At 46.7% G+C, this 26,141-nt stretch carries 28 protein-coding genes and 3 pseudogenes; 22 read left to right on the top strand and 9 right to left on the bottom strand.

What is annotated here, in order from left to right:
• The first annotated feature begins 300 nt into the window (after positions 1–300).
• The 4 genes from M3202_RS08140 to M3202_RS08155 are packed head-to-tail and all read left to right on the top strand — an operon-like array spanning position 301 to position 3,870.
• Positions 301–1,596 (top strand): homoserine dehydrogenase, encoded by a 1,296-nt coding sequence (locus tag M3202_RS08140; RefSeq protein ID WP_251222853.1) that lies wholly within the window; start codon positions 301–303, stop codon positions 1,594–1,596.
• A 1-nt stretch (position 1,597) separates the two neighbouring features.
• Complete coding sequence (thrC, locus tag M3202_RS08145; protein ID WP_251222854.1) at positions 1,598–2,662, top strand: threonine synthase; 1,065 nt, start codon at positions 1,598–1,600, stop codon at positions 2,660–2,662.
• Positions 2,659–3,591 carry a homoserine kinase gene (thrB, locus tag M3202_RS08150; RefSeq protein WP_251222855.1) on the top strand — a complete coding sequence of 311 codons (933 nt, stop codon included), beginning with the start codon at positions 2,659–2,661 and terminating at the stop codon, positions 3,589–3,591. Before thrC ends, thrB begins: the two co-directional genes overlap by 4 nt.
• Before the next feature lie 48 nt (positions 3,592–3,639).
• The gene (locus M3202_RS08155; protein WP_251222856.1) at positions 3,640–3,870 is read left to right on the top strand and encodes a transcriptional regulator SplA domain-containing protein; all 231 of its coding nucleotides are present in this window, start codon (positions 3,640–3,642) and stop codon (positions 3,868–3,870) included.
• Between the two features lie 173 nt (positions 3,871–4,043).
• On the opposite strand, the gene M3202_RS08160 is transcribed toward M3202_RS08155, so the two are convergent.
• A complete protein-coding gene (locus M3202_RS08160; RefSeq protein ID WP_251222857.1) occupies positions 4,044–4,286 on the bottom strand; it encodes a NifU family protein in 243 nt (80 codons plus the stop codon).
• A gap of 357 nt (positions 4,287–4,643) precedes the next feature.
• On the opposite strand from M3202_RS08160, the gene M3202_RS08165 reads away from it, so the two are divergent.
• Positions 4,644–4,964 (top strand): YuzD family protein, encoded by a 321-nt coding sequence (locus tag M3202_RS08165; RefSeq protein ID WP_251222858.1) that lies wholly within the window; start codon positions 4,644–4,646, stop codon positions 4,962–4,964.
• 42 nt (positions 4,965–5,006) lie between these two features.
• Here the strand turns inward: M3202_RS08165 and M3202_RS08170 are convergent, their stop codons facing one another.
• On the bottom strand, positions 5,007–6,077 hold the full coding sequence (locus M3202_RS08170; protein WP_349775611.1) for an NAD(P)/FAD-dependent oxidoreductase: 1,071 nt from the start codon (positions 6,075–6,077) through the stop codon (positions 5,007–5,009).
• 411 nt (positions 6,078–6,488) lie between these two features.
• Positions 6,489–6,668 (bottom strand): annotated as a pseudogene (locus M3202_RS22555) (TetR/AcrR family transcriptional regulator); the annotation flags it as partial.
• A gap of 143 nt (positions 6,669–6,811) precedes the next feature.
• Here M3202_RS22555 and M3202_RS08175 point away from each other — a divergent pair.
• The 3 genes from M3202_RS08175 to dapF are packed head-to-tail and all read left to right on the top strand — an operon-like array spanning position 6,812 to position 8,166.
• A complete protein-coding gene (locus M3202_RS08175; protein WP_251193167.1) occupies positions 6,812–7,048 on the top strand; it encodes a YuzB family protein in 237 nt (78 codons plus the stop codon).
• 23 nt (positions 7,049–7,071) lie between these two features.
• Positions 7,072–7,320, top strand: coding sequence for a hypothetical protein (locus tag M3202_RS08180; protein WP_251222860.1), 249 nt, complete (start codon positions 7,072–7,074; stop codon positions 7,318–7,320).
• Positions 7,321–7,335: 15 nt separating this feature from the next.
• A complete protein-coding gene (gene dapF / locus M3202_RS08185) occupies positions 7,336–8,166 on the top strand; it encodes a diaminopimelate epimerase (protein ID WP_251222961.1) in 831 nt (276 codons plus the stop codon).
• A 138-nt stretch (positions 8,167–8,304) separates the two neighbouring features.
• Here the strand turns inward: dapF and mqnE are convergent, their stop codons facing one another.
• Complete coding sequence (gene mqnE, locus M3202_RS08190; RefSeq protein WP_251222861.1) at positions 8,305–9,402, bottom strand: aminofutalosine synthase MqnE; 1,098 nt, start codon at positions 9,400–9,402, stop codon at positions 8,305–8,307.
• A 321-nt stretch (positions 9,403–9,723) separates the two neighbouring features.
• Between mqnE and M3202_RS08195 the strand changes: the two genes are divergently transcribed.
• From M3202_RS08195 to M3202_RS08205, 3 genes are all read left to right on the top strand, one after another.
• Positions 9,724–9,930, top strand: a complete 207-nt coding sequence (locus tag M3202_RS08195; protein WP_285890324.1) for an aspartyl-phosphate phosphatase Spo0E family protein — start codon at positions 9,724–9,726, stop codon at positions 9,928–9,930.
• Between the two features lie 83 nt (positions 9,931–10,013).
• Positions 10,014–10,367 (top strand): HesB/IscA family protein, encoded by a 354-nt coding sequence (locus M3202_RS08200; protein WP_251222862.1) that lies wholly within the window; start codon positions 10,014–10,016, stop codon positions 10,365–10,367.
• Positions 10,368–10,573: 206 nt separating this feature from the next.
• Positions 10,574–11,086, top strand: a complete 513-nt coding sequence (locus M3202_RS08205) for a TlpA disulfide reductase family protein (protein ID WP_251222863.1) — start codon at positions 10,574–10,576, stop codon at positions 11,084–11,086.
• Between the two features lie 241 nt (positions 11,087–11,327).
• Here M3202_RS08205 and M3202_RS08210 read toward each other — a convergent pair whose 3' ends face one another.
• Positions 11,328–12,320: an NAD(P)/FAD-dependent oxidoreductase gene (locus M3202_RS08210; RefSeq protein WP_251222864.1), complete on the bottom strand. Its 993-nt coding sequence runs from the start codon at positions 12,318–12,320 to the stop codon at positions 11,328–11,330.
• 377 nt (positions 12,321–12,697) lie between these two features.
• On the opposite strand from M3202_RS08210, the gene M3202_RS08215 reads away from it, so the two are divergent.
• The 3 genes from M3202_RS08215 to spsC all read left to right on the top strand — a co-directional run bounded on the left by M3202_RS08215 (position 12,698) and on the right by spsC (position 15,234).
• Positions 12,698–13,897: an NAD(P)/FAD-dependent oxidoreductase gene (locus tag M3202_RS08215; protein ID WP_251222963.1), complete on the top strand. Its 1,200-nt coding sequence runs from the start codon at positions 12,698–12,700 to the stop codon at positions 13,895–13,897.
• 180 nt (positions 13,898–14,077) lie between these two features.
• Entirely contained in the window at positions 14,078–14,395 is a 318-nt protein-coding gene (locus tag M3202_RS08220; RefSeq protein WP_251222964.1) for a YuiB family protein, read from the top strand.
• A 173-nt stretch (positions 14,396–14,568) separates the two neighbouring features.
• Positions 14,569–15,234 carry a stationary phase survival protein SpsC gene (gene spsC / locus M3202_RS08225; protein ID WP_432805970.1) on the top strand — a complete coding sequence of 222 codons (666 nt, stop codon included), beginning with the start codon at positions 14,569–14,571 and terminating at the stop codon, positions 15,232–15,234.
• 112 nt (positions 15,235–15,346) lie between these two features.
• Here spsC and M3202_RS08230 read toward each other — a convergent pair whose 3' ends face one another.
• On the bottom strand, positions 15,347–16,147 hold the full coding sequence (locus M3202_RS08230) for a cobalamin-binding protein (RefSeq protein WP_251222865.1): 801 nt from the start codon (positions 16,145–16,147) through the stop codon (positions 15,347–15,349).
• A 12-nt stretch (positions 16,148–16,159) separates the two neighbouring features.
• Positions 16,160–16,636: a divergent PAP2 family protein gene (locus M3202_RS08235; protein ID WP_251222866.1), complete on the bottom strand. Its 477-nt coding sequence runs from the start codon at positions 16,634–16,636 to the stop codon at positions 16,160–16,162.
• 235 nt (positions 16,637–16,871) lie between these two features.
• Here M3202_RS08235 and M3202_RS08240 point away from each other — a divergent pair, with 235 nt between their 5' ends.
• From M3202_RS08240 to M3202_RS08260, 5 genes are all read left to right on the top strand, one after another.
• Positions 16,872–18,305: a M17 family peptidase N-terminal domain-containing protein gene (locus M3202_RS08240; protein ID WP_251222867.1), complete on the top strand. Its 1,434-nt coding sequence runs from the start codon at positions 16,872–16,874 to the stop codon at positions 18,303–18,305.
• 229 nt (positions 18,306–18,534) lie between these two features.
• A complete protein-coding gene (locus M3202_RS08245; RefSeq protein ID WP_251222868.1) occupies positions 18,535–19,050 on the top strand; it encodes a TRAP transporter small permease in 516 nt (171 codons plus the stop codon).
• 24 nt (positions 19,051–19,074) lie between these two features.
• Positions 19,075–20,343 carry a TRAP transporter large permease gene (locus M3202_RS08250; protein ID WP_251222869.1) on the top strand — a complete coding sequence of 423 codons (1,269 nt, stop codon included), beginning with the start codon at positions 19,075–19,077 and terminating at the stop codon, positions 20,341–20,343.
• Positions 20,344–20,389: 46 nt separating this feature from the next.
• The gene (locus M3202_RS08255) at positions 20,390–21,478 is read left to right on the top strand and encodes a DctP family TRAP transporter solute-binding subunit (protein WP_251222870.1); all 1,089 of its coding nucleotides are present in this window, start codon (positions 20,390–20,392) and stop codon (positions 21,476–21,478) included.
• Between the two features lie 366 nt (positions 21,479–21,844).
• Positions 21,845–23,164 (top strand): Na+/H+ antiporter family protein, encoded by a 1,320-nt coding sequence (locus M3202_RS08260; protein WP_251222871.1) that lies wholly within the window; start codon positions 21,845–21,847, stop codon positions 23,162–23,164.
• A gap of 179 nt (positions 23,165–23,343) precedes the next feature.
• Here M3202_RS08260 and M3202_RS08265 read toward each other — a convergent pair whose 3' ends face one another.
• The gene (locus M3202_RS08265; RefSeq protein ID WP_251222872.1) at positions 23,344–23,916 is read right to left on the bottom strand and encodes a biotin transporter BioY; all 573 of its coding nucleotides are present in this window, start codon (positions 23,914–23,916) and stop codon (positions 23,344–23,346) included.
• A 155-nt stretch (positions 23,917–24,071) separates the two neighbouring features.
• On the opposite strand from M3202_RS08265, the gene M3202_RS08270 reads away from it, so the two are divergent.
• The 3 genes and pseudogenes from M3202_RS08270 to M3202_RS08280 form a co-directional block, all read left to right on the top strand.
• On the top strand, positions 24,072–24,527 hold the full coding sequence (locus tag M3202_RS08270; protein WP_251222966.1) for an RDD family protein: 456 nt from the start codon (positions 24,072–24,074) through the stop codon (positions 24,525–24,527).
• A 92-nt stretch (positions 24,528–24,619) separates the two neighbouring features.
• A complete protein-coding gene (locus M3202_RS08275) occupies positions 24,620–24,868 on the top strand; it encodes a hypothetical protein (RefSeq protein WP_251222873.1) in 249 nt (82 codons plus the stop codon).
• Positions 24,869–24,922: 54 nt separating this feature from the next.
• Positions 24,923–25,402, top strand: a pseudogene (locus M3202_RS08280) (hypothetical protein); the annotation flags it as partial.
• Between the two features lie 165 nt (positions 25,403–25,567).
• On the opposite strand, the pseudogene M3202_RS08285 reads toward M3202_RS08280, so the two are convergent.
• Positions 25,568–25,844: pseudogene (locus M3202_RS08285) on the bottom strand (hypothetical protein); the annotation flags it as partial.
• Positions 25,845–26,141: the final 297 nt, after the last annotated feature.

Below are 26,141 nucleotides of genomic sequence, written 5' to 3' on the forward strand. Positions count from 1 at the left end.
GCTGGAGTCAAAAGCAACAAAACGGATAACGCGCAGTGCTTCTTACAAAAGACGCTGGGCGTTTTTTAGTGGAGGAAAGCGCAGGAAAACGGGACGGCTTTCGTTCTGCACAGCTGCGCCCCTGTCTTTGAAAACAAGAGAGCCGCTTCGCCCGTTGCGTGCGTTTTTTTATAGGGATTTGTGTATAATGAAAAAAACAGAAAAATCCTCTTGTGCTATGAGGAGAACAGGTCTATAATGTCCTTTATAGATAAACACATGTTCATTTTAGGTATACATGGTGGAAAAGGAGTGGGGAGCATGTCAGCGGAGGTTCGAGTTGGTTTACTAGGACTAGGGACAGTAGGTACGGGAGTTGTATCAATCATTAGCCGTCATCAGGAGGAATTGCGTCATCAAGTTGGCTGTCCTGTCACGGTAACCAAAGTATTAGTTCGTGATAAACAGAAGCATCGCCCCGTTGATTTTGATGGAGCGTTCATAACCGATGATATAAATGACGTATTAACAGATCCGGAAATTGATATTATTATTGAAGTAATGGGTGGAGTTGAATCCACGAGAGAGCATTTATTGACAGCATTGAAAAACGGGAAGCATGTCGTCACAGCAAACAAGGATTTAATGGCCCTCTATGGCTCTGAATTGTTGAAAGTAGCCGCGGAAAACGGTTGTGATCTTTATTATGAAGCAAGTGTAGCGGGAGGTATTCCGATCATCCGCAGCCTGTGCGATGGTCTGGCTGCTGACCGAATTACGAAGATGATGGGGATCGTCAATGGAACAACGAATTATATTTTGACAAAAATGATCCAGGAAGGCAGCTCATACGAGGACGTGCTTAAGCAGGCTCAGGAGCTTGGATTTGCTGAAAGCGATCCGACTGCGGATGTCGAAGGGCTCGATGCGGCCCGCAAAATGGCGATTTTGGCGACATTAGGCTTTTCGATGCCTGTCGGTTTGGATGATGTGTCGGTGCGCGGCATTTCTTCTGTCACCAAGTCGGACCTTGAATATTGTGATCAGCTCGGCTATACGATGAAGCTGATCGGTTTGGCGAAGCGGGATGATGGCCGCGTGGAAGTCAGCGTCGAACCAACACTGTTGCCGAAGACGCATCCGCTTGCCGCTGTCCATAATGAGTACAATGCGGTTTATGTGTACGGCGAGGCTGTCGGTGAAACGATGTTCTACGGCCCGGGTGCCGGTTCATTGCCGACAGCTACGGCTGTTGTGTCCGACCTTGTGACCGTCATGAAAAATATGCGCCTCGGCGTGAGCGGGAGAACGGTACAGGGTCCGCTGCATGAGCGCGTGCTAAAGCAGGATAATGAGATCGAGTCGAAATATTTCCTGCGTCTCCGGGTGCTTGATCAGGCCGGCACCTTCCAGGCGGTTACGAGCCTGTTTGCCAGCCATGAAGTAAGCTTTGAAAAGCTGCTGCAGCTCCCGATTGAAGGGGAAGAGGTTGCGGAAGTGATCGTCATTACCCACCATACAAGCAAGCAAAACTATGAAGCACTTTACAAAAAATTATCCGAGCTGGATGTCATTGAGTCGATTGAAAGCTGTTACCGTGTCGAAGGAGGACATTAAGATGAGTAGTTGGAAAGGGTTAATACAGGAATATAAGGAATTGTTGCCAGTTACGGAGGAGACGCCTCTTTTGACACTGCGTGAAGGAAACACACCGCTTGTTCCGCTTGAGCATTTATCGAAGGAGTGGGGTGTGGACGTTTATGTGAAGTATGAAGGCGCGAACCCGACTGGCTCCTTTAAAGACCGCGGCATGGTAATGGCTGTTGCAAAAGCGAAAGAAGAGGGTAGCAAGGCGATTATTTGCGCCTCAACAGGGAACACATCCGCCGCTGCGGCCGCTTACGGCGCAAGAGCCGGCCTGCGCTGCATCGTCGTCATTCCGGAAGGGAAAATCGCTCTCGGTAAGCTCGCTCAGGCCGTGATGTACGGGGCAGAAGTGCTGGAGGTAAAAGGGAATTTTGATAATGCGCTTGATATCGTCCGTGAGATCAGTAAGCAGGAGCCGATTACGCTTGTTAACTCTGTCAATCCGTACCGGATTGAAGGGCAGAAGACAGCAGCGTTTGAAATCTGCGATGCGTTGGGCCAAGCTCCCGATGTGCTGGCGATTCCTGTTGGGAATGCAGGTAATATTACAGCCTACTGGAAAGGGTTTAAAGAGTACAACGAGAAAAAAGGCACCGGCCTTCCACAAATGCGCGGTTTTGAAGCAGAAGGAGCAGCGGCGATCGTCCGTGATGAGGTGATCGAAGAACCTGAAACGATTGCAACGGCAATTCGTATCGGGAATCCTGCGAGCTGGAAGCAGGCCGTAGCGGCTGCTGAAGAATCGAATGGAAAAATTGATTATGTCACAGATGAAGAAATTCTCGAAGCATATCAGCTGCTGGCTAAACGTGAGGGCGTGTTTGCCGAGCCGGCTTCCGCCGCTTCGATTGCCGGTTTGAAGAAGCAGATTGAATCGGGCGAAATTAAAAAAGGCTCAAAGGTTGTCTGCGTCTTAACAGGCAATGGGCTGAAGGACCCGAATACAGCGATGGGGACGGTAGATGTCAAGCCGGCTGTCCTTCCTAATGATAAGGAGGCCTTCCTCGCTCATATTAAAGGAGGGGTCCGGTCATGAGTTCCAGCGGCGAACCGTTTATGATTAAGGTTCCCGGCAGCTCAGCCAATCTAGGGCCAGGCTTTGATTCCGTTGGTCTTGCTGTTAACCGTTATTTAACACTGAACGTCAAGCCGGCGGATCAGTGGCAGTTTCAATCAGTTTCGGAAGAGCTCAAGGATGTACCAGCTGGTACGGATAATTTGATCTGTCAAGTGGCACTGCATGTGGCGGCTAAGCTTGGTAAAGAGCTTCCCCCATGCGAAGTAGTGATGGAAAGCGATATTCCGCTGGCACGGGGACTGGGCAGCAGCGCGGCGGCGATTGTCGCCGGAATTGAACTGGCGAACCAGCTGATGGGCGAGCCATTAACGGCTGATGAGAAAGTGCGCTTTGCCTCACTTTGGGAAGGGCATCCAGACAATGTAGCCGCCTCCGTGTATGGTGGACTGGTGATTGGAACACATACGGAAGAACAGACAGAAGTGCTGTTTGGCGGGGTTCCGGAGCTCGATCTGATCCTGCTTGTCCCAAGCGAAGAGCTGAAAACAAAAAAAGCAAGGGGCGTTCTTCCAGATACGCTATCCTATCAACAGGCGGTGCGTGGAAGCTCCGTAGCTAACGTGCTCGTTGCCGCCTTGCTTCAAGGGGACTGGGAAAAAGCGGGAGCGATGATGACGGAGGACGTTTTTCATCACCCTTACCGAAAGGAGCTTGTCCCCCATCTCGAAGAAGTGATGACAGTTGCGGTCAAGGAAACAGAGGCTTATGGCGCGGCATTAAGCGGGGCCGGCCCGACGATGCTCTGCATCGCGCCTTACCAGCGAGGGCAAGGCATTCAGGACGTTCTGCAACGTCGGTTTCCGGATTTTCAGGTTGAATTGCTGAAGCCGGCGAGCCGGGGGATTACCGTACAAAAGAATGTTGAGGAAGAAACGACAATTCGCTGAATAAAGAAAAGCATGGGTGGGCAAACCAATGAAAAAGGAGGCCCGCCCATGATTGATTTATACGAGCTTGAAGAAGGGCAGAGCGTCTATATTATTTACCGTGATCCGCAAACGCCGACTGCTTCGACAATTCAGCAGGCGACGGTAGCGAGAGATCCGGATGGTACAGGACGGCTTGCCTTATTTTTGTTCGACGATTACCATCTTCTGGAAGAAGATGACGCGCTTTTCACCTCTTATGAAGAAGCAGAAACAATTTACGACCAGTTTATTTTTTAGAGAAGGGACCCCCGATCGGGTCCCTTCTCTAAAGCAATGGGCGAAGCCGCTGCGAGTTTTTTTGAGTCTGCTAGGAGTGGGTTTCTCCTAGCAGACGGGCAGCGCGCGAAGCCATTGCCTCCCCGAACAAAAAAAAGAAACGTCCGCTTTGCAGCCGGACGTTTTTTTCAGTTTTAAAAAACTTGTTCAATCTCAGTGACGCCAGGTACTTCTTCAAGAAGAGCGCGCTCAATACCTGCTTTTAACGTAATTGTGGAACTTGGGCAAGAGCCGCATGCACCAAGAAGCCTTACACGGACGATCCCATCTTCTACTTCAACGAGCTCAACATCCCCGCCATCACGTAGTAAGAAAGGACGAAGCTTATCTAATACTTCACTGACTTGATCATACATTTCAGTACTTGTTGCTGACATATTAAACAACTCCTTTCTATTGTTTATTATAAGGGTGTTGAGAAAAAAAATCCATCTTTCTGCTTTATTTTTCGCTGTTAATCATTATATGATATGACAGAAAAAAGCCACTGTGCGGTTTTCTTAAAAGATAACAGGATGCTTTTAAGAAAAGGCGCTGGGGCATAATTAATGTGTTTACCTAAAGTAACGAACAAAACACTAACGCTGTGGAGGTATATTTCAGGAGCGGTGGATGACACTGCGAATATGCATGTAGCTACAATCTTTTTTCCACCATCGTTGCGTAATGAAAAGCAAAGGGCTATGCTAAAAAAGAATGAGCTCTATGACTAATTGAATGAAAAGAGGAGAAATATGGATAAACAAGCATTAACGCTGACGGTATTTGGCGCGGAGGAGAAGTGCGCCAGCTGCGTTCATTTGCCAAGTGCAAAGGAAACATTTGAATGGCTTGAAGCGGCGATTTCACGCAAGTTCCCCGATATTCCGTTGACAGCTGTTTATGTCGATATTGAAACGTCGGCGACGACCGATTGGCAGAAAAAAATGGCGGAAGCGATTCAGGATGAGGAGTACTTTTATCCGCTTGTGGCATTGAACGAGCAAATTGTCGCTGAGGGCAATCCGAATTTAAAGGCCGTTTTCGCGGAAATTGAGAAATGGAAAAAGAGTTAATCCAAGGCCTTTTGGGATTAACTCTTTCCTTCTTTCATCTCTTTACGAGCCGGAGTGATATTTGTACATCCAGAGGACGCCGCTTTTTAATACGCGCGGGACGCGGCCGAGCAGGGTGCGTTCTCCCATTAAGCCGAAGCCGTGCTTCTTTCCGAGTGATCCGAGCACGCCTTTTAGTTTGATTTTAGGCAGCTCTTCCGGCAGTGGCTCACCTTTCCACTGCTTTTTAAGGATTGTTACGATTTGCTCCGCCTGACCCTCAGCAAGCTGGGCGCTTGGCGCATGTGGAAGGCTGGCGCAATCCCCGACAACGAACACATTTTCATCAGTAGGCAGAAAATGCTGCGGAGTCAGCTTGATCCGTCCCTGGCTGTCCTTTTCCACGTCAAGATTGCGAACCACTTCTACAGGTTGAACGCCCGCCGTCCAAATAATCGCATCACAGGCAATCCGCTCATCATGGTTATAAAGAGCACCTTCTTCAACTTTCGTAATATTTGATTTATTAATAACATCAACCCCGTGGTCAATGAACCAATTTTGAACATAGGTGCTCAGCTTGCGCGGAAACATCGATAAAATAATTTCGCCGCGGTCAAAGAGCTTAATGGTGAGGTCAGGACGGCTCTCGCGCAGTTCACTTGCCAGCTCGACGCCGCTTAATCCTGCGCCGACAATCGAGACGACTCCATTCGGACGGACATTATTGAGCGTTTCATATGTTTTTCTTGTCGCTCCCATCGTCTGGATACTATGTGTGTATTCCTTCGCGCCGGGGACATTATGATATTTGTCTTCACAGCCTAAGCCAATAACGAGCGTATCATAAGACAATTCCTCTTCATGATCCAGCTCGACTGTTTTGCCGGCGAGATCAATATTTGTGATCGTCCCGTATTTAACGTTTAATCTCGGGTCTTCAGGAAATTCAACGCGCAAATGATGATCAGCGGCTGTACCTGCTGCCAGGGCATAGTATTCCGTTTTCAAACAGTGATAAGGTAAGCGATCGACAAGGGTCACTTCCACATCCTCAGGTAACTCGTTAGGGAGCAAGCGCTGCAAAATACGCATTCCTCCATAACCACCGCCTAAAATCAAAAGTTTTTTCATAAATGAATGACTCCTTTTTTCAATGATTGCATCTAAACTGGCTTCGACCAAAGTCATCACATTTGCAAGCAGCCGTTTCTTAGATGGTTCTGTTGCGAAGGTATGAATGCCGTGAGAAATCAAACTGTGAATGATATGACTCCACGTGTCAATGGGGACAGATAGCGCAATTTCGCCTTGCGCTTTTGCCGATTGAAGAAGTTCCTCCCAATGGGAAAAGAGTAAGGACTCTTCTTTAAGGACATGATTCCACATTTCAATTGTTAACGCAGGATACTGATCGTAATCATCCAAAATATACTGTAAGTAGGAGCGTAAGCGAACAGATAAAGGTCTGTTCCTCAGGTGAGGCTGTCTCACATAAGGGATTACCGATTGAAGCCGTTCGGTAGCTAGTGACTGCATAATGGAATCCTTTGTCGGAAAGTAGTTAAAGAACGTCCCTTTCGCTACTTTGGCGGCATTGGTAATCTCCTGCACAGTCGTGCGAGAATAGCCCTTCTCCTGAAATAGTGCCAACGCAGCCGTTTCAATCCTTTTTTTTGTCTGTTCTTTTTTCGCTCGTTCGGTCATAAAAAGTAGCTCCTTCATAAAAATGACCTTGGTCAGTTCCGATTATAACGAGGAATGTCTAAAACCACAACAATTTTGTGAATTTTTTTTGGGCGAACGCGAAGATTGACTTCTCCCGGACACGCGGGTAGCATAAAGGAGGAGAGTAACGAGGTGAAACAATGAGACCAATTATCGAATTTTGTTTAAGTAATTTAGCCAGCGGCACACAAAAAGTAATGGAAGAACTTGAAAAAGATCCTAATTTGGATATTATTGAGTACGGCTGTTTAAGCAATTGCGGAAATTGTGCCTTTGAACCATTTGCTCTCGTTAATGGAGAGTATGTATCTGGCGAAACAAACGAAGAATTGCTGGAAAATATATATACATTTTTGGAAGAAAATCCGATGTTTTAAGGAAGAAGGGAGGTTCCAGCGAAATGGATGTCATCCCATTTAGCCACACGTGGCCTTATGAACGACAATTTGACGATATTTATTTTCAGTCCTGTCCATTTTGTGGACAAGAGAATGTCTTGCTCAATATGAAAAAATCCGAATTGAATCAGGCGCTGGAAGGAATTAAAACCTCTGTTAACCTTCCTTGCTGCCGCGGCAGATTAACAATCCTTGAAGCAGATCAGGATTACTTCTGGACAAATAAGCCGTTACGGAAGGATGAAGCGTAAGTGCAGTTCACGAAAATGCATGGTTTGGGAAACAGCTATATTTATGTCGATATGTTTAAAGAGCAATTAAAGGAAGAAGACCTGGCAGATCTGGCCATTCAAGTAGCCGATCAGCACAAGGGGATCGGGTCCGACGGATTAATTTTAGTGTGCCCATCCGAGCAGGCTCCTGTTAAAATGCGAATCTTCAATAATGACGGCTCTGAAGCGAAAAACTGTGGCAACGGCCTGCGCTGTGTCGCAAAATTTGCCTATGAGCACGGCTATGTGCAGGAGAAAACCTTCCAAATTGAAACGTTAGCGGGCTTCGTTGAAGCGACTGTGGAACTGAACGGTGCACAGGTCGAGCGCGTCACTGTCGATATGGGAGCGCCTATTTTAGCGAGGGAAGCGATCCCAATGCTCGGAACAGCTTCAGATCAAGTCGTCGCCGAGCCTTTTGCTTTGGATGGAGCGACATTGGACGTAACAGCTGTTTCGATGGGAAATCCTCATGCTGTAATGTTTGTTCCCGATATTACCGAAGCGCCCGTTGAGACGGTCGGGCCAAAAATGGAGAAGGACCCCAGGTTTCCGGAATGGGTCAATGTCGAATTTGTTGAGGTTGTGTCGCCGACTGAGCTGCACTTTCGTGTCTGGGAAAGGGGCTCGGGGATTACACAAGCATGCGGCACAGGCGCATGCGCCGCAGTTGTCGCTTCCGTATTAAACGGCTTTTCCAACAAAGGGGAAGATGTGACCGTTCATCTGCTTGGCGGTGATTTAATCATTCACTGGCGCGAAGACGGTCACGTCCTGATGACAGGTGGAGCCGAAGTGATTTGCGAAGGGGTTTATTACAGATAAAAGGCAGGGCAGAAAGGTTATTTTACCTTTTTCCCGTCATTGAAGGCTTCATATCGTCTTATTACGGATTGAAAAAGTACGATAAAAAATAGCCGCACAAACCATGGCCTTGGTTTGTGCGGCTATTTTAGTATGATTTTATTGATAAACTTTTACGACGTTATAGAATGTGTCGCGTTCGACCGGGATTTTGCCGGCACTTTTAATCAGGTGAATCAGCTCATCCCGGGTAATCCCCTGAGAGGTGAGAGCACCGACTGAATGGGAAATCCGTTCTTCAATCAAGGTTCCGTGAATGTCGCTTGAGCCGAAAGCTAAGGCCATTTGTGTCAGCTGAACGCCAATATTAATCCAATAGGCTTTAATATGATCAAAGTTATCAAGCATCAGACGGCTGATGGCAAGTGTTCTCATATCATCATAGGCTGACGTCCGCCGCTTAATTCCCGCCTCGACTTTTCTTGGCTGCATGGCAAGCGGAATAAAGACCATAAATCCGTTCGTCCGGTCCTGCAGCTGACGCAAACGATCCATATGAATCAGACGCTCTTCCTTCGATTCGATCGACCCGTAAAGCATCGTCGCATGCGTTTTCAATCCAAGACCGTGGGCGATTTCATGGGCTTCCAGCCATTGATCGGTTGACGCTTTGTCCGGGCTCATTTTCGCGCGGTAACGCTCCGTCAAAATTTCCGCCCCGCCGCCAGGCAGTGTATCAAGTCCGGCTTTGATCAGCTCCTGCAGAACTTCCTTCATCGACAGACCGGAAAGGCGTGAGAAAAACTCGATTTCCGCCCCGGTGTACGCTTTCACTGTCACTTGCGGGTAGTGTTTTTTTAACGTGCGGATCGTATCTAAATAATAATCAAACGGGACTTCTGTGTTATGTCCGCCGACAATGTGAAATTCACGAATATTGTCATTCCATCTTTTCTCCACATAGTCGAGAAGGGCCGTCTCATCCATCGTGTAAGCGCCCTCTTCGCCCGGCTTGCGTTTAAAGCCGCAGAAGCCGCAGTTCGCTTCACAGACATTTGTCGGGTTAATATACATATTCTGAATGAAATAAACGTGATTGCCATTTTTTTTAAGGTTGACCTTGTTTGCCAGCTGGGCAACTCCTAATAGGTCAGGCGTCTCGTAAAGATATAAGCCATCCTCGATCGTCAGACGTTCTCCATCGGCAACTTTTGCAGCAATGGCAGCAAGTCTCGTATCGGTTAAAATTGTTTCCATCTGTTTGCTCCTCCGTTTCGTCATTACAGAGAGTCGTTTCTCCCCCATTTGTTGAAACTGAATGATTTTTCTTTCGTGTGACCCTCCTATTATACTATCAGAATAAAGCAAGAAAAAGAAAGGGAGTATACTTGGAAATGCCAGTCACTGTAAAAAAAGAAGTGAAAATATAAAAAAACCTTTAAAACCGGCTGTTTTTTGCGTTTGTTAGTTGCGTTCTATATGGTTATTTTGTAAACTTAAGTAAATCATTTGAAATTATTTGCAGTGGTTGATTGATCTTTCTGATAATTTTGACTATTGGACGGAGAGGTGATTTGGATGAACCATGCTTTAACCGAGGAAGTTTGCAGGAAAAGAATCGAAGAACTACGAGGTAAAATGGTTAGTGCAGCCAAGCAATATGGCATGTCTCATCCTCTCGTATTACGATATAGTCAGGAATTAGATCGTGCTCACAATAAAATGCTGAAATTAAATCAACCCCAGCCCTATATATGGTCTCAGCCGGTTTATGAAAGGCTGTAAGGTGGAAAAAAGCAGCATCCTTGAGCTTGGATGCACGAAGGAGTATACTTAGACGTAAGAATGATAACAGGAGGGATGATGTCATGATTACGTTAACAGATGCGGCTGTCAGCCAAATTAAGGATATGATGGAAGCGGAAGAAGAACAAGGCTTGATGCTGCGCGTCGGTGTCAAAGGTGGCGGATGTTCCGGCCTTTCCTATGGAATGGGCTTTGACACAGAACAGAACGATGATGATACGAAGCTGGATATAAACGGTCTGACTGTGCTGATTGATAAGGAAAGCGCACCGATTATTAAAGATATCGTGATTGATTATAAACAAAATATGATGGGCGGGGGCTTTACGATTGATAACCCTAACGCGATCGCTTCATGCGGCTGCGGCTCATCTTTCCGCACAGCGGCTCACGCTGGAACACCGGAAGAATGTTAAAAAAGAGAAAAGTCTCAAAAGGTTTAACAGCCTTTTGGGACTTTTTTTTCATTATATTATATATTTAATAAAGGAAATTACTGTTACAATTTACAAAAAACAAAGAGAGAGATTTATAGTAAGGCTTTGACTCTTCGACCTCGCTCACGGGATGGGGGGCTTGACGATAAGTAGAGAGTCTTAATTTAGTCATAAGGAGAAAGGAAATGCTAAAACGAATTATTACGGTAGTTATAATCGTAATCGCCATCTCTTTGGCAGCATTTGTTATTTTATTATCTGGATTCAATAATGATTCACCTGTAAATGCAGGTGATGATGCAATAAATTTTAGTTTGGAAAATATGCAAGGAGAAATTGTAACCTTATCTGAATTTGAAGGAAAGACAATAATTGTTAACTTTTGGGCTTCTTGGTGCAAACCTTGTATCAATGAAATGCCAGAATTAATGAAAATTCAAAAATTATACAAAGATAAGGTCGTTGTAGTAGCCGTTAACCGTACATTAACTGAACGAACTGTCACGGCCCCTGAAGAATTTATAAAAGAACATCAAATAAACCTGGAAGTCCTATTTGATACCGAGGATGAAGTATCAAATTTATATAAAGTTATTGATATGCCTGAAACGTTCATAATAGATGAAAACTTTAAAGTGAAGGAAAGATTTTTGGGCGAACTCAATGCTGATATATTAGTTAACCTTATTGAGGAATAAGGATTTAAAACGGGGGAGGGCACTGAAAACTTCCTTTTTCGTAGCTCGAAGAAGAGTGTAATGGCTCCGCGCGTTCGCGCCTTGCTTCGAGAAACCCGCTCGTAGCAAGGCTTTCAAAATCAGGCAACGGCTACGCTCATTACGAAAAAGCTGCTGAAAAAGTGTAAAACGTCCTTTTTCAGCAGCTTCCTCACAACGGGCTTTCAAAGATCGTGGCGGTTTCGCTCATTGTCCAAGTCTTTTAAAACAAACTTGTGCTGTGGCCGGGGAAGACTTTGGCGTTTGGATCGACGTATGCTTTGGCGTTGTTAACGGCGGTTGGGGCTTCCCCGAAGCCTGTTGCGATTAATTTCACTTTGCCGGCGTACGTGCAGACATCCCCGGCGGCGTAGACGCCTTTGAGGTTTGTTTCCATTTTCGTATTGACGACAATCGCGTTTCGTTCGATTTCAAGTCCCCATTGTTTGATTGGTCCGAGTGAGGAAACAAAGCCGAAATTGACGATCACATCATCAACTTCGATCGTTTTTGACGTATCTCCTTTAATTTCCTGGATGACGACTTGCTCAATCGCCTCATCGCTGCCGTGTAGCTCTTTAATTTCAAATGGAGTAAGAATGTTGACGTTTGATTGCTTTAACAGCTCTACACTATGTTCGTGAGCACGGAATTTGTCACGGCGGTGGATGAGAGTCACTTCTTTCGCGATTGGTTCCAGCATCAGCGACCAGTCAACCGCCGAATCGCCTCCGCCGGAAATCAGTACTTTTTTTCCGGTGAAGATACTGAGGTCCTTGACGAAATAGTGAAGGTTCTTCCCTTCATAGTGATCGGCTTTTTCGACTTCAAGGCGGCGTGGCTGAAAGGCCCCGGCACCGGCGGTGATGATCACGGCCTTCGTGTAATGCGTTTCCTTGTCTGTCGTAATTATGTAGCTGTCGTCCTCCTGTTGACTCAATTCCTGTACCGACTGTTCAAGCACGATCGTTGGTGAGAATTGCTGAGCCTGAGCTTCGAGGCTGTTCACCAAATCCTGGGCTTTTACTTTCGGAAAGCCGGCAACATCATAGATGTACTTTTCTGGATAAAGGGCGGAAAGTTGTCCACCAAGCTGCGGCATACTTTCAATGATTTTGACTTTCGCCTGTCGCATTCCCGCATAGAAAGCGGCGAACAGTCCGGTGGGGCCGCCACCAATAATCGTAATGTCGTACATATTCTCGGTATTCGTCATCTGACAATCACTCCCGGAAAAGAAATAAGGAAGGCGACACGGTCGCTTTTCTTATGGACAATTATACGCATATTTAAACCGAAAAGAAAGGAAAGGATCTTTTTAAAAGCGGTTTCAAAAAAGGAAAAGCTTTTCTGTTGATTGCGGTTACATTATGATAAAATAAAGACAAACGGGAATAATGCTGTTTGTAAAGGAAGTCGATAAGTTTTTAAAAATATAGTTGAAAAAAGCCGAGAAAAGTCATATTATAAAAGATGTATTTTGTGACTAGTTTACGATCTTATGTCATTATTGTCTCTTTTTCTGTATTAGTTCGTGAAAAGGATCACAATGTTGTTCGAGCATGGAAAAAAATAGAAACGGAAGTGATTAGTTTGAAAAAGCCGAATATCGTTATTCTTGGCGCTGGATATGGCGGAATGATTACAGCAACTCGCCTGTCTAAGCTTTTGGGACATAACGAAGCAAACATTACGTTAGTGAACAAGCATGATTACCATTACCAGACAACATGGCTACATGAGCCGGCTGCCGGTACATTATCACCGGAAAGAACACGGATGCCGATTGGCAGCGTGCTTGATCTTAATAAAATTAAATTCGTTCAAGATATCGTCGTGGAAATTAAAGCCGCCGATAAAAAGGTTGTGCTTGAAGACGGCGAGCTTGAATATGATTACTTAGTTGTCGGTTTAGGGTCTGAAGCGGAAACCTTCGGCGTTCCTGGGGTTCACGAGTATGCTTTCAGCAAGTGGACTGTGAACGGCGCTCGTGAAGTGAAAGAGCATATTGAGTACATGTTTGCGAAGTATAATAATACAGCTGAGAAGAAGGACGAGCTGCTTACATTCGTCGTCGCAGGAGCAGGCTTCACGGGTATTGAATTTATCGGTGAGCTTTCTGATCGCGTACCAGAGCTGTGTGAACACTATGATATTCCACGCGAAAAAGTGAAGCTCTATGTGATTGAAGCGGCGCCAACAGCATTACCAGGATTTGATCCGGAGCTTGTTGAATATGCGATGAACCTTCTTGAAAGCCGCGGGGTTGAGTTCAAAATCAACTGTCCGATCAAGGAAGTAACGGAAACAGGCGTCAGTCTGGCCAATGGGGATGAAATTAAAGCGGAAACAGTCGTTTGGGCGACTGGGGTGCGCGGCAGCTCTATTATTGAAAAATCAGGCTTTGAAGCGATGCGCGGACGGATTAAGGTAGAACCTGATTTGCGTGCGCCTGGTTATGAAGATGTTTTTGTCATCGGTGACTGTGCGCTGCTAATTAACGAAGAAATCAACCGTCCGTACCCGCCGACTGCTCAAATTGCGATGCAGATGGCAGAAGTATGTGCGCATAACATTAAAGCACTGATCAAAAATGATCCATTGAAAACGTTTAAGCCGGATATTAAAGGAACGGTTGCGTCCCTAGGCGGAAAAGAAGCGATCGGCGTTGTCGGTACACGTAAATTGTTCGGTTCTTCTGCGAACTTCATGAAGAAAATGATCGATAACCGTTACCTGTTCCTTCTAGGTGGACCTGGCCTTGTCTTGAAAAAAGGAAAGAGCCCTTTCTAAAAAGGATAATGGAATGAAGAAGAATGCCTCCTGGCTTTTAATGACCAGTGAGGCATTCTTTTCTGTTCGGCTGATGGAATCGGGCGCGGGCTTCTAAACCGCCACAAAGATGTCAAGACATGGAGTTGACTTGCCGGCAGCTCGTTCAGTAAACTAATAAAGGACATGGGGGTGGAGCAAATGTTTTTGCCGCAATTATTAATTTCAATGATCCTCTTTCTCATTTTGTTTTTTGGAATTGGATTTCTTTTAAATATGGTGTTACGGTCTACGTGGATTATGGCGTTTATTTATCCGATTATTGTGATTCTGATTGTTGATAATGTGGGGATCATGGAGTATTTCACTGCCCCGGGCGCGGCGTTTTCAAAGCTGGGTACTGACTTGATGGCTTTGCAAATTGTTGATATTCTCATCTTATCAAGTGGTTTTATTGGCGCGATCGTTGCTGGTATTGTGATTAAAATGCTGCGTGTGCGCGGCTATCAAATGTTTTAATATGTTGAAAAAAGGTTATTTGAACGGAGGGACAGCGTTCAAATAACCTTTTTTTAGGAAGGCGGCCGGAGCCGCTTTTTTAATTTTGTGTATAATTTGCGCTTTCTCTGGGGAGGATGTATCCAAGAGAGGAGTGAAAAGTAGTGGTTTATTTGAAAAGTGTAGGCAAAAGAATGGGTATGCTCGGATTATTCGTGCTCGCATTCATGTCAACATTTCAAACATTCTCAGGCGTGAAAGCGGCCGATATTCAAGAATGGTTTTTTCAGGACAAATTTAACGAAGCCGAGGTGCTACATACAGCTAGAGATACGATGCACAAAGCCGTGACGTTGCAGGCAAAGTCACTTCCATTTTTGAACACAGCATCACAATCGATGTCTTATGAAGTTGTCGAAGCGGAAGATGTGACGTTAGAGGAAGCAATTGACTGGTCGAAATATCCAAGCGAGCGAGTCGTGGCGACCGGATATACAGCCGGCTATGAATCAACGGGAAAGCATCCGGATCACCCGAGCTACGGGATAACATTCTCAGGCGTTCAGGTGAAGCGTGACCTTTATTCGACGATTGCCGCTGATCCGAACGTCTATCCGATCGGAACGGTCTTATTTATTCCTGGTTATGGTTACGGCGTAGTCGCTGATACAGGCTCTGCGATCAAGGGGAACAAAATAGACTTATATTACCCATCGGTGAAAGATGTTTATGAAAAATGGGGTAAGCGGGAAGTGGATGTGTACGTTGTGAAAAAAGGGGATGGCACATTGACAGAGGAAGAATTGCTTGCTCTGAATGAAAATGAAGCTGTCCAGGTGTTTCGCAATCAACTGAATTAAGCAATCAGAATCGCGCTCCAGGAGCTGGTTTACCTGGAGGCGGTTTTTTTAGTTGATTCGAGGAAAGCGCCGGATTCGTATGTTACGCCAGATGACTGACGGTGGCGCTTTCTTATCGTAACGGATCAAGCTCATCATTTTTAGGGAAGGCATGTGGATGAAGGATGGCGGCAAGCTTCTTTAAGCCGAACAGCAGACGTGGCGAAGGCCGGCAGAACAGCGACTCTTCGAGCAGATGGATCCGATTCATTCGCACGGCCTCAAGCTCCGGCCAGTTTGGCCGTTTCCAAAGAAGCTCCGGCTTCATTTTATCGGTTGCCACGCCGACCCAGGCAAGGCAAATATGGTCGGGCTGTTGGTTGTACACATCATCCCAGTCTGTTTGGACACTTGCGACATCAACGTGCTGGTAGACGTTGCTTCCACCGGCCAGGGCACTGATTTCCGTTAACCAGTTAAGGCCCCCGGGGGTGAAGACGGGCTTAGGCCACCACTCCCAGTACAAGCGGACCGGCTCCACGTTTTTGGCGCATTCCTTATAATGGCGGATAAAGGCCTGGAACTTTTCGCCGACAGCTTTTGCTTCGGCTTCTTTTCCGGTTAAGGAACCGAGATGCAATAAATTAGCATGAATGTCTGCCAAGGAATTTGGCTGGTATACGACATGAGGGATATTTCGTTTTTGAAGTTCATCAATATTGCGTTCCATTCCGGGAACGCTTAGGGAGGCCAGCACAAGGTCCGGCTTTAATGCCTCCACTTCATCGATGCGAATCGATAAATCAGGTCCGAGGCGGGGAAGATGGTCCAGCGGGGGCCAATCCGAATAGTCATCGATTCCAACTAAATGAGAGGTCAAATCCAAATAAGCCAGCAATTCTGTATTACTCGGGCAAATTGATATCAGTCTCATGCCGACGCTCCTTTAATGAATGCTGAGATGAAGAATAATGGCTATTACAATTCCAAGCAACCCTCCGAAAAATACTTCAATCGGCTGATGGCCGAGAAGTTCCTTCAGCTCTTTTCTTTTTTCGACTTCTTCCTTTTTTGGCCATGATTTTACTTCTTCGACGAGCTTGTTAAAATCAGTAACCAGTTGATTAATGACAGTCGCGTGGTAGCCGGCATGGCGTCTGACTCCTGTCGCATCAAACATGACAATAATGCCGAAAACAGCCGAAATCGCAAATAGAGTTGAGTCGAGTCCCGCTTCAATCGCAACGGCGGTGGAAAGGGCGGTTACCGCAGCAGAGTGTGAGCTTGGCATCCCGCCAGTGCTCGTTAATAATGTCCATTCAAATTTTCTGGTCGCGATGAAGGCAAGCGGGACTTTCACAAATTGAGCAAACCCGATCGCGATGAGAGCTGCCCATAGAGGGAAGTTGTGGAGTATCTCCATTGTCGTTATTACGTCCTTTCTGTTTGGCGTCCGGTATCGTAAAGGGGTATCAAAGGGAATAATCCTGTTGACAGAACCCCACATAACATTTGACACGGTCCCCACGATATCCTACTAAGAAATAAGATAAATGTGTAGGGGAAGAGTGACATTCATTATATCATAAAGTAAGTGGAGATTTTTAGCGTTAGAGTGAGTTTTTCTATTTGGATGAAAAGAAAGGACGGGAAGGAACTTGTTCTACATAAAGGAGACGTATGAGGCAAATAGCAGTGAGGAGGCTTTGGTCATCGGTCTGTTTGAAAAAGAGGGGTTCGGCACCGCCGTTAACGAAACCGGACCTCAGCTGTATGAGCAGCTGACCGGCTTAAAGAAAAAAGGGCGGATATCGGCGAAGCACGGTGCCTGCACGACGCTTTTTCCATTTGCCGGGCTGCCGGCGGAGGTGGTGTATATCATCGGCTTAGGAAAGCTGGAGGAGTATACGCCAACGGCATGTCAGGAAGCTGTCGCAACAGCGGTGAAAAAAGCCCGTGTCAATAAACTCAAGGGTGTGGCTTTCTTGGCTGAGAGCTTCTGTTCTCCGTCTGTGACGCTGGAGCGGGCGGCATATTTGGTAGGGGAAGCGGTCGCTTTAAGTGCTTACGAGCGGATCGATTATAAAGCGAAAACAAATGAAATTGACATCTATCTTGAAGCAATCACGCTCGTTACTGCTGATCCTACTTTGCAAAAGGAGATGGAACAGGGCTTTCGCATCGGTGAAGGAGTCAACTTGGCGAGGCGAATCGGCAGTGTGCCAGGCAATTTGCTGACGCTTGAGGAAGTGGTCGAGGAGGCGCGCCGGATCGCTGAACAGTATCAGTATGAATATGATGTACTGAAACGTCCCGAATTGGAAAAGCTGGCGCTGGGAGCGATGGTTGCCGTAGCCGGGGAGGATAACGAAGCGGTGATGCTTACTCTTTCTTATCAAGGGAACCCGGCGTCGGCAGAGGCAGTCGCTTTGATTGGCGGCGGACTGGTGGACGGCTTTGCCGGGGAACGGGCCGGTGCAGCGGCGGTGCTGGCAGCGATGGAGATGATTGGCACGGTGCGGCCCGCCGCTAATATTTTGGCGGTTCTACCGCTGGCTGAACGGAGAATGGACCGTCCGGCGATCAGGCAGGGTGCTGTGATTCGTACGTTAAACGAGAAAACAATTGAAGTCACCGGTGAAGGAGCGGAAGAAGGCTTGCTGCTCGCCGACGGGATCACCTATGCAAAGCAGCTTGGAGCGACGGCTCTGATTGATGTTGCTTTCTTCGGCGGGACCATTCGTTCATTCGTTGGCGAGGTGATGACCGGCGCGATGACGAATCATCCGGCATCGCTGGAGCGCGTACAAGCGGCGGCTGAGCATGTAGGAGAAACAATTTGGCGCTTGCCGAATGATACGCGCTATCGACAGCTATTGGCGGCAAGTGATCTGGCAGATCTGACCTATCCTTGTCTGCGGGCTGCGAGTATTGCAAATGGGCTGTTTCTGGCTGAATTCGCCGGAAGCACGCCATGGGTCCATCTTGATATCGGCGGAACAGCGCTGCAATCCTGCCCGACCCCGCTTCAGCCAAAGGGGGCAACCGGGGCGATCGCCCGCACATTAGCTTACAGCCTCATCGGCAACTGATGGAAGTTTATCTTACATGGACAGAGTATTTGCCAATATTTTTGCGTTGTATGGAGAATATAAAGAGCTGAGTTGTATGATCGAAGCTCAGCTCTTTATATTCGGGCTCAGCCAAAATTAAGACAAAATCTGGAGATTGTGGGAACGGAAGCAATTCAAGTAAGATTGTTAGTAGTCTTATTGAAATTCATTTTTTTACATAATTTCATAGGAGGGAGGTTATGAATCTTTGAAAGTAGTCAAGATATTAGACCGAGCGCTTATGAAAATGGAGGAATATATATTAAGTTACGCAATTATTGTGATTGCGATTATGATTGTCGGCAATGTATTAAGCAGGTCGATTACAGGCGACGGGTGGTCATTCTCTCAAGAAGTCAGTTTATTTGCTGTTACCGTAGCGACATTCATGGGTATCAGCTATGCTGCCAGAAAGGGAAGGCACATCAGTATGTCTGCTTTTTTTGATATCGCCCCGTTTCCCATCAGAAAAGCTCTTTCCATTATTATTCCAGCTATTACTTCTATTCTTCTGTTTATTTTAGCTAAGTATGGATTTGATTATTTTATGTCGCTGTATGAAAGCGGCCGTGTGACGACGGCGATGCGGATGCCGGTGTACTTTATGGCCTTTTTTGTGCCGCTTGGCCTTGGGTTGGGCGCGCTTCAGTTTTTACGGAACATGTGGGTGAATATTAAGGAAAAAGAAGTGTATTTAGCTCAGGAGAAAAAGGATTATTCATAAAAAAACGACTGTGAGGAACCAAGAATGTTAGCAACGATGCTCGTAATTATGATTGTGCTCTTATTACTGGGGTTCCCGATGATGATTCCGATGCTGGCAGCAGCGATGGCCGTCATTGTCTTTTTTATGCCGAACGTCGACCCGATGCTGCTCGTCCAGCAGATGATGCAGGGAATTTCCTCGTATGTGTTACTCGCTGTGCCGTTGTTTATTTTTGCGGCGGACATTATGGCGACAGGGAAAACGTCAAAACGGCTGCTCGATTTTGTCGGCGCCTTTGTCGGACATTTGCGGGGTGGCTACGCGATTACGACTGCCGCCGCATGTACGTTATTCGGCTCGATTTCCGGTTCGACGCAGGCGACCGTGGTGGCAATCGGCGGACCGATGCGAAAGCGGCTGCTTTCAGTTGGATATAAAGACTCAAGTGCGATTGCTCTCATTATCAACTCCAGTGATATTGCTTTACTCATTCCGCCAAGTATCGGGATGATCATTTATGCGCTGGCGGCACCGCGCGTTTCGGTTGGTGATCTGTTTATCGCCGGAATCGGACCAGGTGTGATGGTCTTCGTGATGTTTGCGCTGTACAGCTATATTCACGCCCGGATTTATAATATCCCAAAGGTCGAAAAGCTTAGCTGGGCCAAGCGCGGCAGGGTCACGGCCAAAGCGTTGTTTCCATTAGGATTTCCGGTCATCATTGTCGGCGGGATTTATTTTGGACATTTTACCCCGACTGAAGCCGCTGGTATTTCCGTCTTATATGCTCTGATTTTGGAATTGCTTGTTTTCCGGACGATCAAGATTACTCAAGTGCCGAAAATCGCCCTTTCAACCGGTTTGGTTACGTCTGCTGTCTTTATTCTTGTGGCGGCGGGACAGGCATTTTCGTGGCTGATTTCACGGGCGCGCATTCCACAAATGGCGGCCGATGCGATTCTCAGTTTCGAGCCGTCAGCTTTACAGATTCTCTTTATTGTTTCCTTGTTTTTCTTTATCGGCTGTATGTTTGTCGATCCAATTGTCGTTATTTTAGTTTTGACGCCTATCTTTTATCCGATTGCAATGGCAGCAGATATTGATCCGATTCACCTTGGTGTCGTAATAGTATTTCAAGCTGCTGTGGGTTCAGCAACCCCGCCATTTGGCGTCGATATTTTTACGGCGAGTGCGGTCTTTAATAAATCCTATTTGGATGTGATTCGCGGAACACCACCGTACATTCTCATTCTGTTGCTTTGTTCGGTGCTGATTATAGTATTTGAGGAGATTTCACTGTTTTTACTATAGTGAGGCGTCCTTCAAATAGATAAAAAAAACAAACAGGGGGTATTTGATGACGTTTAAAAGAAGAAACTGGAAAACGATTTTCCTTGCTGGAGCTTTGACCATGACACTTGCTGCATGTGGAGGGGCTGATGATTCGGCTAGTGATGAAGGAACAGACAATGGCGATGGTGCTGCCGGCGGAGAAGAAACGTACCACTGGCAATTTGTAACAGAGGAAGTGCAGGGTCAGGTTCAATATGAATATGCGGCTGAATTTGCCGACCGCCTTTATGAGAAATCAGATGGCCGGATTACGATGGATCCGTTCGAGTTTGGTGCGTTAGGCAGCGAGGTTGACCAGGTTGAGCAGCTGCAGAGCGGGGCTGTCGAATTTGCGATTGTATCCCCGGGATTTACTGGTGGAATGGTTGCCGAAGGGCAAGTGTTTGCGCTGCAATTTCTCTTTCCTGATGACCAGGCTGTCACGCAGGAGATTTTAAATACGAGCGAGGCGCTGAATACTCAGCTGGCCGCCATGTATGAAGAACAAAATATTAAGCCGCTTGCTTTCTGGACGGAAGGGGCAATGGCTTGGACTGGTAATCGTGAGCTGCGAACTCCGGCGGACTTTGAAGGCTTTCAAATGCGTACACAGGCTTCCCCTTTAATTCAGGAATCCTATCGCGCGTACGGAGCTTCACCGATTGATTTAAGCTGGGGCGAGCTTTACACGTCACTTGATTCTGGCGTAGTCGATGGACAAGAGAACCCGATCTTCTTTATCGAAGATGCTTCTTTCCATGAGGTGCAAAGCCATCTGACGATTTCCAATCATAACAACTATGTCGCGATGACGACGGTCAACCCTGATTTCTATAATGGGCTGCCGGAAGACATTCGCGCGATGATCGATGAAACGGTCGAAGAAATGCAGCCAATCGTCTTCGACATGCAGACGGAAATGAATGAAGAACTGCTTCAGGCGATCATTGATGATACAGATAACCCGACTGAGATCATTGAATTGACGGAAGAAGAGCGCGAGGCCTTTAGAGAACTGGCGATGCCGTTACGCAACTATTTCCGTGAACAGATCAGCGAAGCAGGTGTGGAAATGTTTGATTTGCTCGAGCAGGAGATTGCCGAGGCAGAATAAGGGAGGGAGGCTGGGACAAAAGGTTGTTTTTTACCTTTTTCCCAGCCTCTCTAAGCAATGAGCGGAACCGCCACGATCTTTTAAAGCCCGTTGTGAGTGGGTTTCTCACAACGGGCTTGTGGCGTGTGAAGCCATTGCCAGTAGGTCCAAAGCTAGTTTTGTCTCAAGCTCTTTATCTATTTTATGTTGGTAAAAAAAATTTCAGGAGCGGTGGATTACCCTCTTTTAATCCGCATCCGAACTTCGCCCATTCCCATCACCCACCCCAAAAATAGTATTTGACAATAACTTAACAGATTTGATAACGTAGAAGATGCTTTTTCTCATTAGTGATTTAATAAGATAAAGGATTTGGGGTTGAGAGAGATGAATGCTGTATTAATTGCGGTTATCGTGATGCTCGTCTTAAGTTTGGCGCGGGTTCATGTGGTGATAGCGCTGGCGCTTGGGGCGCTTATTGGCGGGTTGTTAGGCGGTTTGGGCTTTGAGCAGACCGTCAGCGTGTTTAGTGATGGACTCGGCGGAAGTGCGCCGGTTGCTTTGAGCTATGCGTTGTTAGGGGCTTTTGCTGTTGCGATTGCGCGTACCGGCTTGCCGGAGGTGATGGTTTCTGCTGTGATTAAGCTTGTCGGAAAAAGCCAGGACTCCCGCAGACAGGCGTTGTCGAAAGCGTTGATCTTCTTTTTACTAGTGATTGTTTCGTGTTTTTCGCAAAATGTTGTGCCGATTCATATTGCCTTTATTCCGATTTTAATTCCACCGATTTTAAAAATTCTTAATGAACTCAAGGTTGATCGAAGAGCGATCGCGACGATTTTGACCTTTGGGTTAACGGCGCCGTATATCTTTTTGCCCTATGGCTTTGGAGCGATGTTTCATGAAATTATTGCTGAAAACATGAACGAAAATGGCTTGCCGATTCAGCTCGCGGATATTCCGACAGCGATGGCGATCCCGACAGCCGGTCTTGTCGTCGGACTGCTGATCGCGATTTTTCTGACGTATCGCAAGCGCCGGACGTATGAGAACCGTGCTTTGATCGGAGTGAAACAGGAAAAGCAGGACTATACGAGAGCGTCGATTATTGTTGCAGTGATCGCGATTTTACTCACATTAGTCGTCCAGACGATTTCAGATTCAATGATTATCGCGGCATTAGCGGGGATTATTGTCCTTCTGGCAGGCGGTACGTTGAAATGGAAGGAAGCTGATGGGGTTGTAACGGACGGGATGCGAATGATGGCCTTTATTTCATTTGTCATGCTCGCAGCATCAGGGTTTGCCGCTGTGATCAGGGAAACCGGTCATGTTGATCTGCTTGTTGATCAGGTGGCAAACATCGTCGGGGATAGCCAGGCGGCTGCCGCTTTTTTAATGCTCGTCGTCGGGTTGTTTGTGACGATGGGAATCGGTTCGTCCTTTGCGACCATCCCGATTATTGCCACGCTGTTTGTTCCATTAGGAATGGCGGCCGGTTTTTCGCCATTGGCGATCATCGCGTTAATCGGCACGGCGGGAGCTTTAGGTGATGCCGGAGCGCCGGCGTCCGACAGCACGCTCGGTCCGACAGCCGGACTTAATGCCGATGGGCAGCACAATCATATTTGGGACACATGCGTACCGACCTTTATCCATTTTAATATTACACTCTTTTTATTCGGCTGGTTTGCAGCGATGGTGCTGTGAACGATTCGATTTGCTGCGAGGTTGGATCAGAAGTCGAAGGTGAGAGGGAAAAACATGGCAGTGGCTCCGTTCTGCGCAAATCCGCTATCGAAGTAACTCGCTTCGGTAGCGGATTTTTTTAAAGCAGGCGCAGACTTCGCACACTGCTTAAGCTTGAGAGGGAGAAGCCTCCCATTGTCTCAAGCTCGGTTGCGGATCACACCGTACATTCGGCGGGAAAGAATCGCGGCAAAAATGGTGAGGATCGTATCCTTTACGAACGGAGCGGCCATCCATGTCCAGGCGAGCTGATAGCTGATCGCTTCCAGGCCTGCAAGAAATTGAAAAGCATAATACATATAATGAGTGCCGAATACATAGTTTATTACGAGTCCGGTAAAGCAGGCGATCAGAAAAGTGTGCAACGCTTTTGTGCGGCTTTTTTCAATGATGAGTCCTGTGACGAAAGCAACGAGAAGATAAGAAAGCAAAAAGCCGAAGTTGGGACTAAGCAAGGTCGATAGCCCGCCGCGAAATTGAGCGAACACCGGGAAGCCCGCCAGTCCGACGAAAAGATAAACCGTCATCGCCAAAGCGCCCAGCCTGCTGCCGAGCAATGCCCCGGCAAGAATCGAAAAAAGCGTCTGCAACGTAATCGGCACAGAGCCAATCACGAGAAACGATGTCAGGTTGGCGCCGATCGCCATTAAAGCGGCAAACATCGCGACAAGTACCATGTCTCCTGTCGCAATAAAACGTTTACGGGTTGACATTATTGTTCACTACTTTCTTTAATTGGTTAACAATAGAATAGTCATATTTTCGATGATTGTCAACTTCCTAATTTAGTTGATTAACGATTGTTTTCATTGGAGTGAAATCAAGGTATAATGGGTAATTGACTCAAATATAGAGATACATAGGAGTGATGGAAGTGGTCGAACAACCAGCCGGTTTTTGGATTCGTTTAGGAGCACTTATTATTGATGGGTTATTAATTTTTGTTGCGGTGTTGATTGTTGGTTCTTTGATCGGAATCGATGTCAGTTTAGAATCGGATACGTTTGAGAACTTTCAAGGCGCAGTGAATCTCTTGTACACGTTGCTGCTGCCTGTTTTCTGGCACGGCTATACAGTCGGCAAACGGATTTGCGGCATCCGCATTGTGAAGCTGGACGGAAGTGATGTCGGAATTGGTGCGATGCTGCTGCGGACGATCGTCGCGGGCTTTGTCTATGTCATTACACTGGGAATTGCCTTCATTGTGAGTATTTTTATGGTGGCCTTCCGCAAGGATAAACGCTCGATCCATGACATGCTGGCCCAAACATATGTCACCTATCAAAAGCCGAAAGACATCAATCCCTATCAAGAAGAAAGCTAACAAAAACGCCAAATCAGCTGGATTGTCGTCCGTTTGATTTGGCGTTTTCTATTCCTTTCTAATTACAGAAAAGAATAAATCAGGAGAGTGGAATGGATAAAGCAATTATTGCAAGCGACATCAAAAATAAGAATATGGCTGATTTACTGGACTATTTGCGCCAGTTTGAAAGAGCGACAAGAGGGACGCCCAGCAGCGCACATAAAGAGCTTGTCTTACAGCAAGTTTTGCAAGTAGATGATGATGAAGCGCGGATGAAGCATGCTGAGGCGCTCGATCAACAGGATTCCCCCACTTCATTAGAGCTTGCCGCGCATGTATGCGCTTCGGCATATGCGTAGGATAAAGAAAAAGTAAATAAACGATTACTTTGTTTCGCGGACAACGAGCATTGGGAGGTGAGAGAGTGGGCGGCAGGTGCTGTAGCGAAAATACTTTTGCGTGATTTTTTTGACTTCATCGAGTCTGTGAATGAGGAGTGGGTTGAACATCCCTCAGAAAATATTAGAAGAGCTGTTGCGGTGGCGATTAAATATGTCAGTAAAGCGAAAAAGGAAGAGTATGCGGATAGTATGTTCAGCCTTACCGAGAAGCTCATGACAGATGACAGCCGTTATGTGCGAAAAAATGTAGGGCCGTTTGCTCTCGGCGACGGCTTATTGAGATATTGTCCGGAGCGCGTTCTTCAGAAAATCGAAGAGTGGCGGCAGAGCGATAATGGCAATGTAAAGTGGAATGTGATCAAACTATTTTCGACAGCAGAGGCACGTAAATATAAGGAGATAGCTGAACCAATCGTCAGAGCGTATGGACACGATCCGGATTATAAAATTAGACAGGCCGCTAACTCAACCTTGAAAACACTGCTGGGCTGAAGAATCCACTGCCAAACTTCTTTTTCGTAACGCGAAGAAAAAAAGCTGCTGAAGCTACTCCTTTCTTCGCTTTCGCACGAACACGACAATAATGATGGTCACTACTAACGAAAGAAAATAAACAAAGGAATACAGACCGTAGACAAAACGGCTTTGGGTTTTGACTCACAAATCCGTTTTTACATTTTTTGTATGGTTTTCCGGAGATGGGACTGTCGGTTTGGTGTTCCTCCAGAGCCATGTCGCCAGTTTTTTCAGATTCATGGCAGCAAAAGCAAGCATCGCCTGCATGGAATTTTGTTCGAGCCCCTTCAGCTTCGTCAAACGCATCCTGCCAAATGTGGCGTAAAACCAGCTTCTTATGGTCTTTGTTTTTGGTACATTGAGAAAGCACTGGACAGTTCTGACACACACTTGGATTGGAGCTGTACTCACGGTATCCCACTAGAAAAAGCGGACGGGATGGGAGGGCCGACTCCTGCAGGAGGGAAGGGCAGGTTGAAATCCACCGGCGTGCCGGTTAGTTCAACGCCCGCCTGCGGAAAGCGTGCCCCCCATCCCGGTAGCGAGGTCGAAGCGTCGAACCCTGACTACTAAACAAAAAAACCTGTCGACTTTGTCGACAGACTGAATAGTTGGCCGTTTTCAGCCACTCAAGCTGAAATAGATGGGTAATGAGCAAGAGGAGAGCTAATACAATGAGGCCGACAACTAGGCTCATAAGGAAAGACATCAAATC

Source organism: Halalkalibacter oceani (assembly GCF_023715605.1).
Classification (GTDB): domain Bacteria; phylum Bacillota; class Bacilli; order Bacillales; family Bacillaceae_D; genus Halalkalibacter; species Halalkalibacter oceani.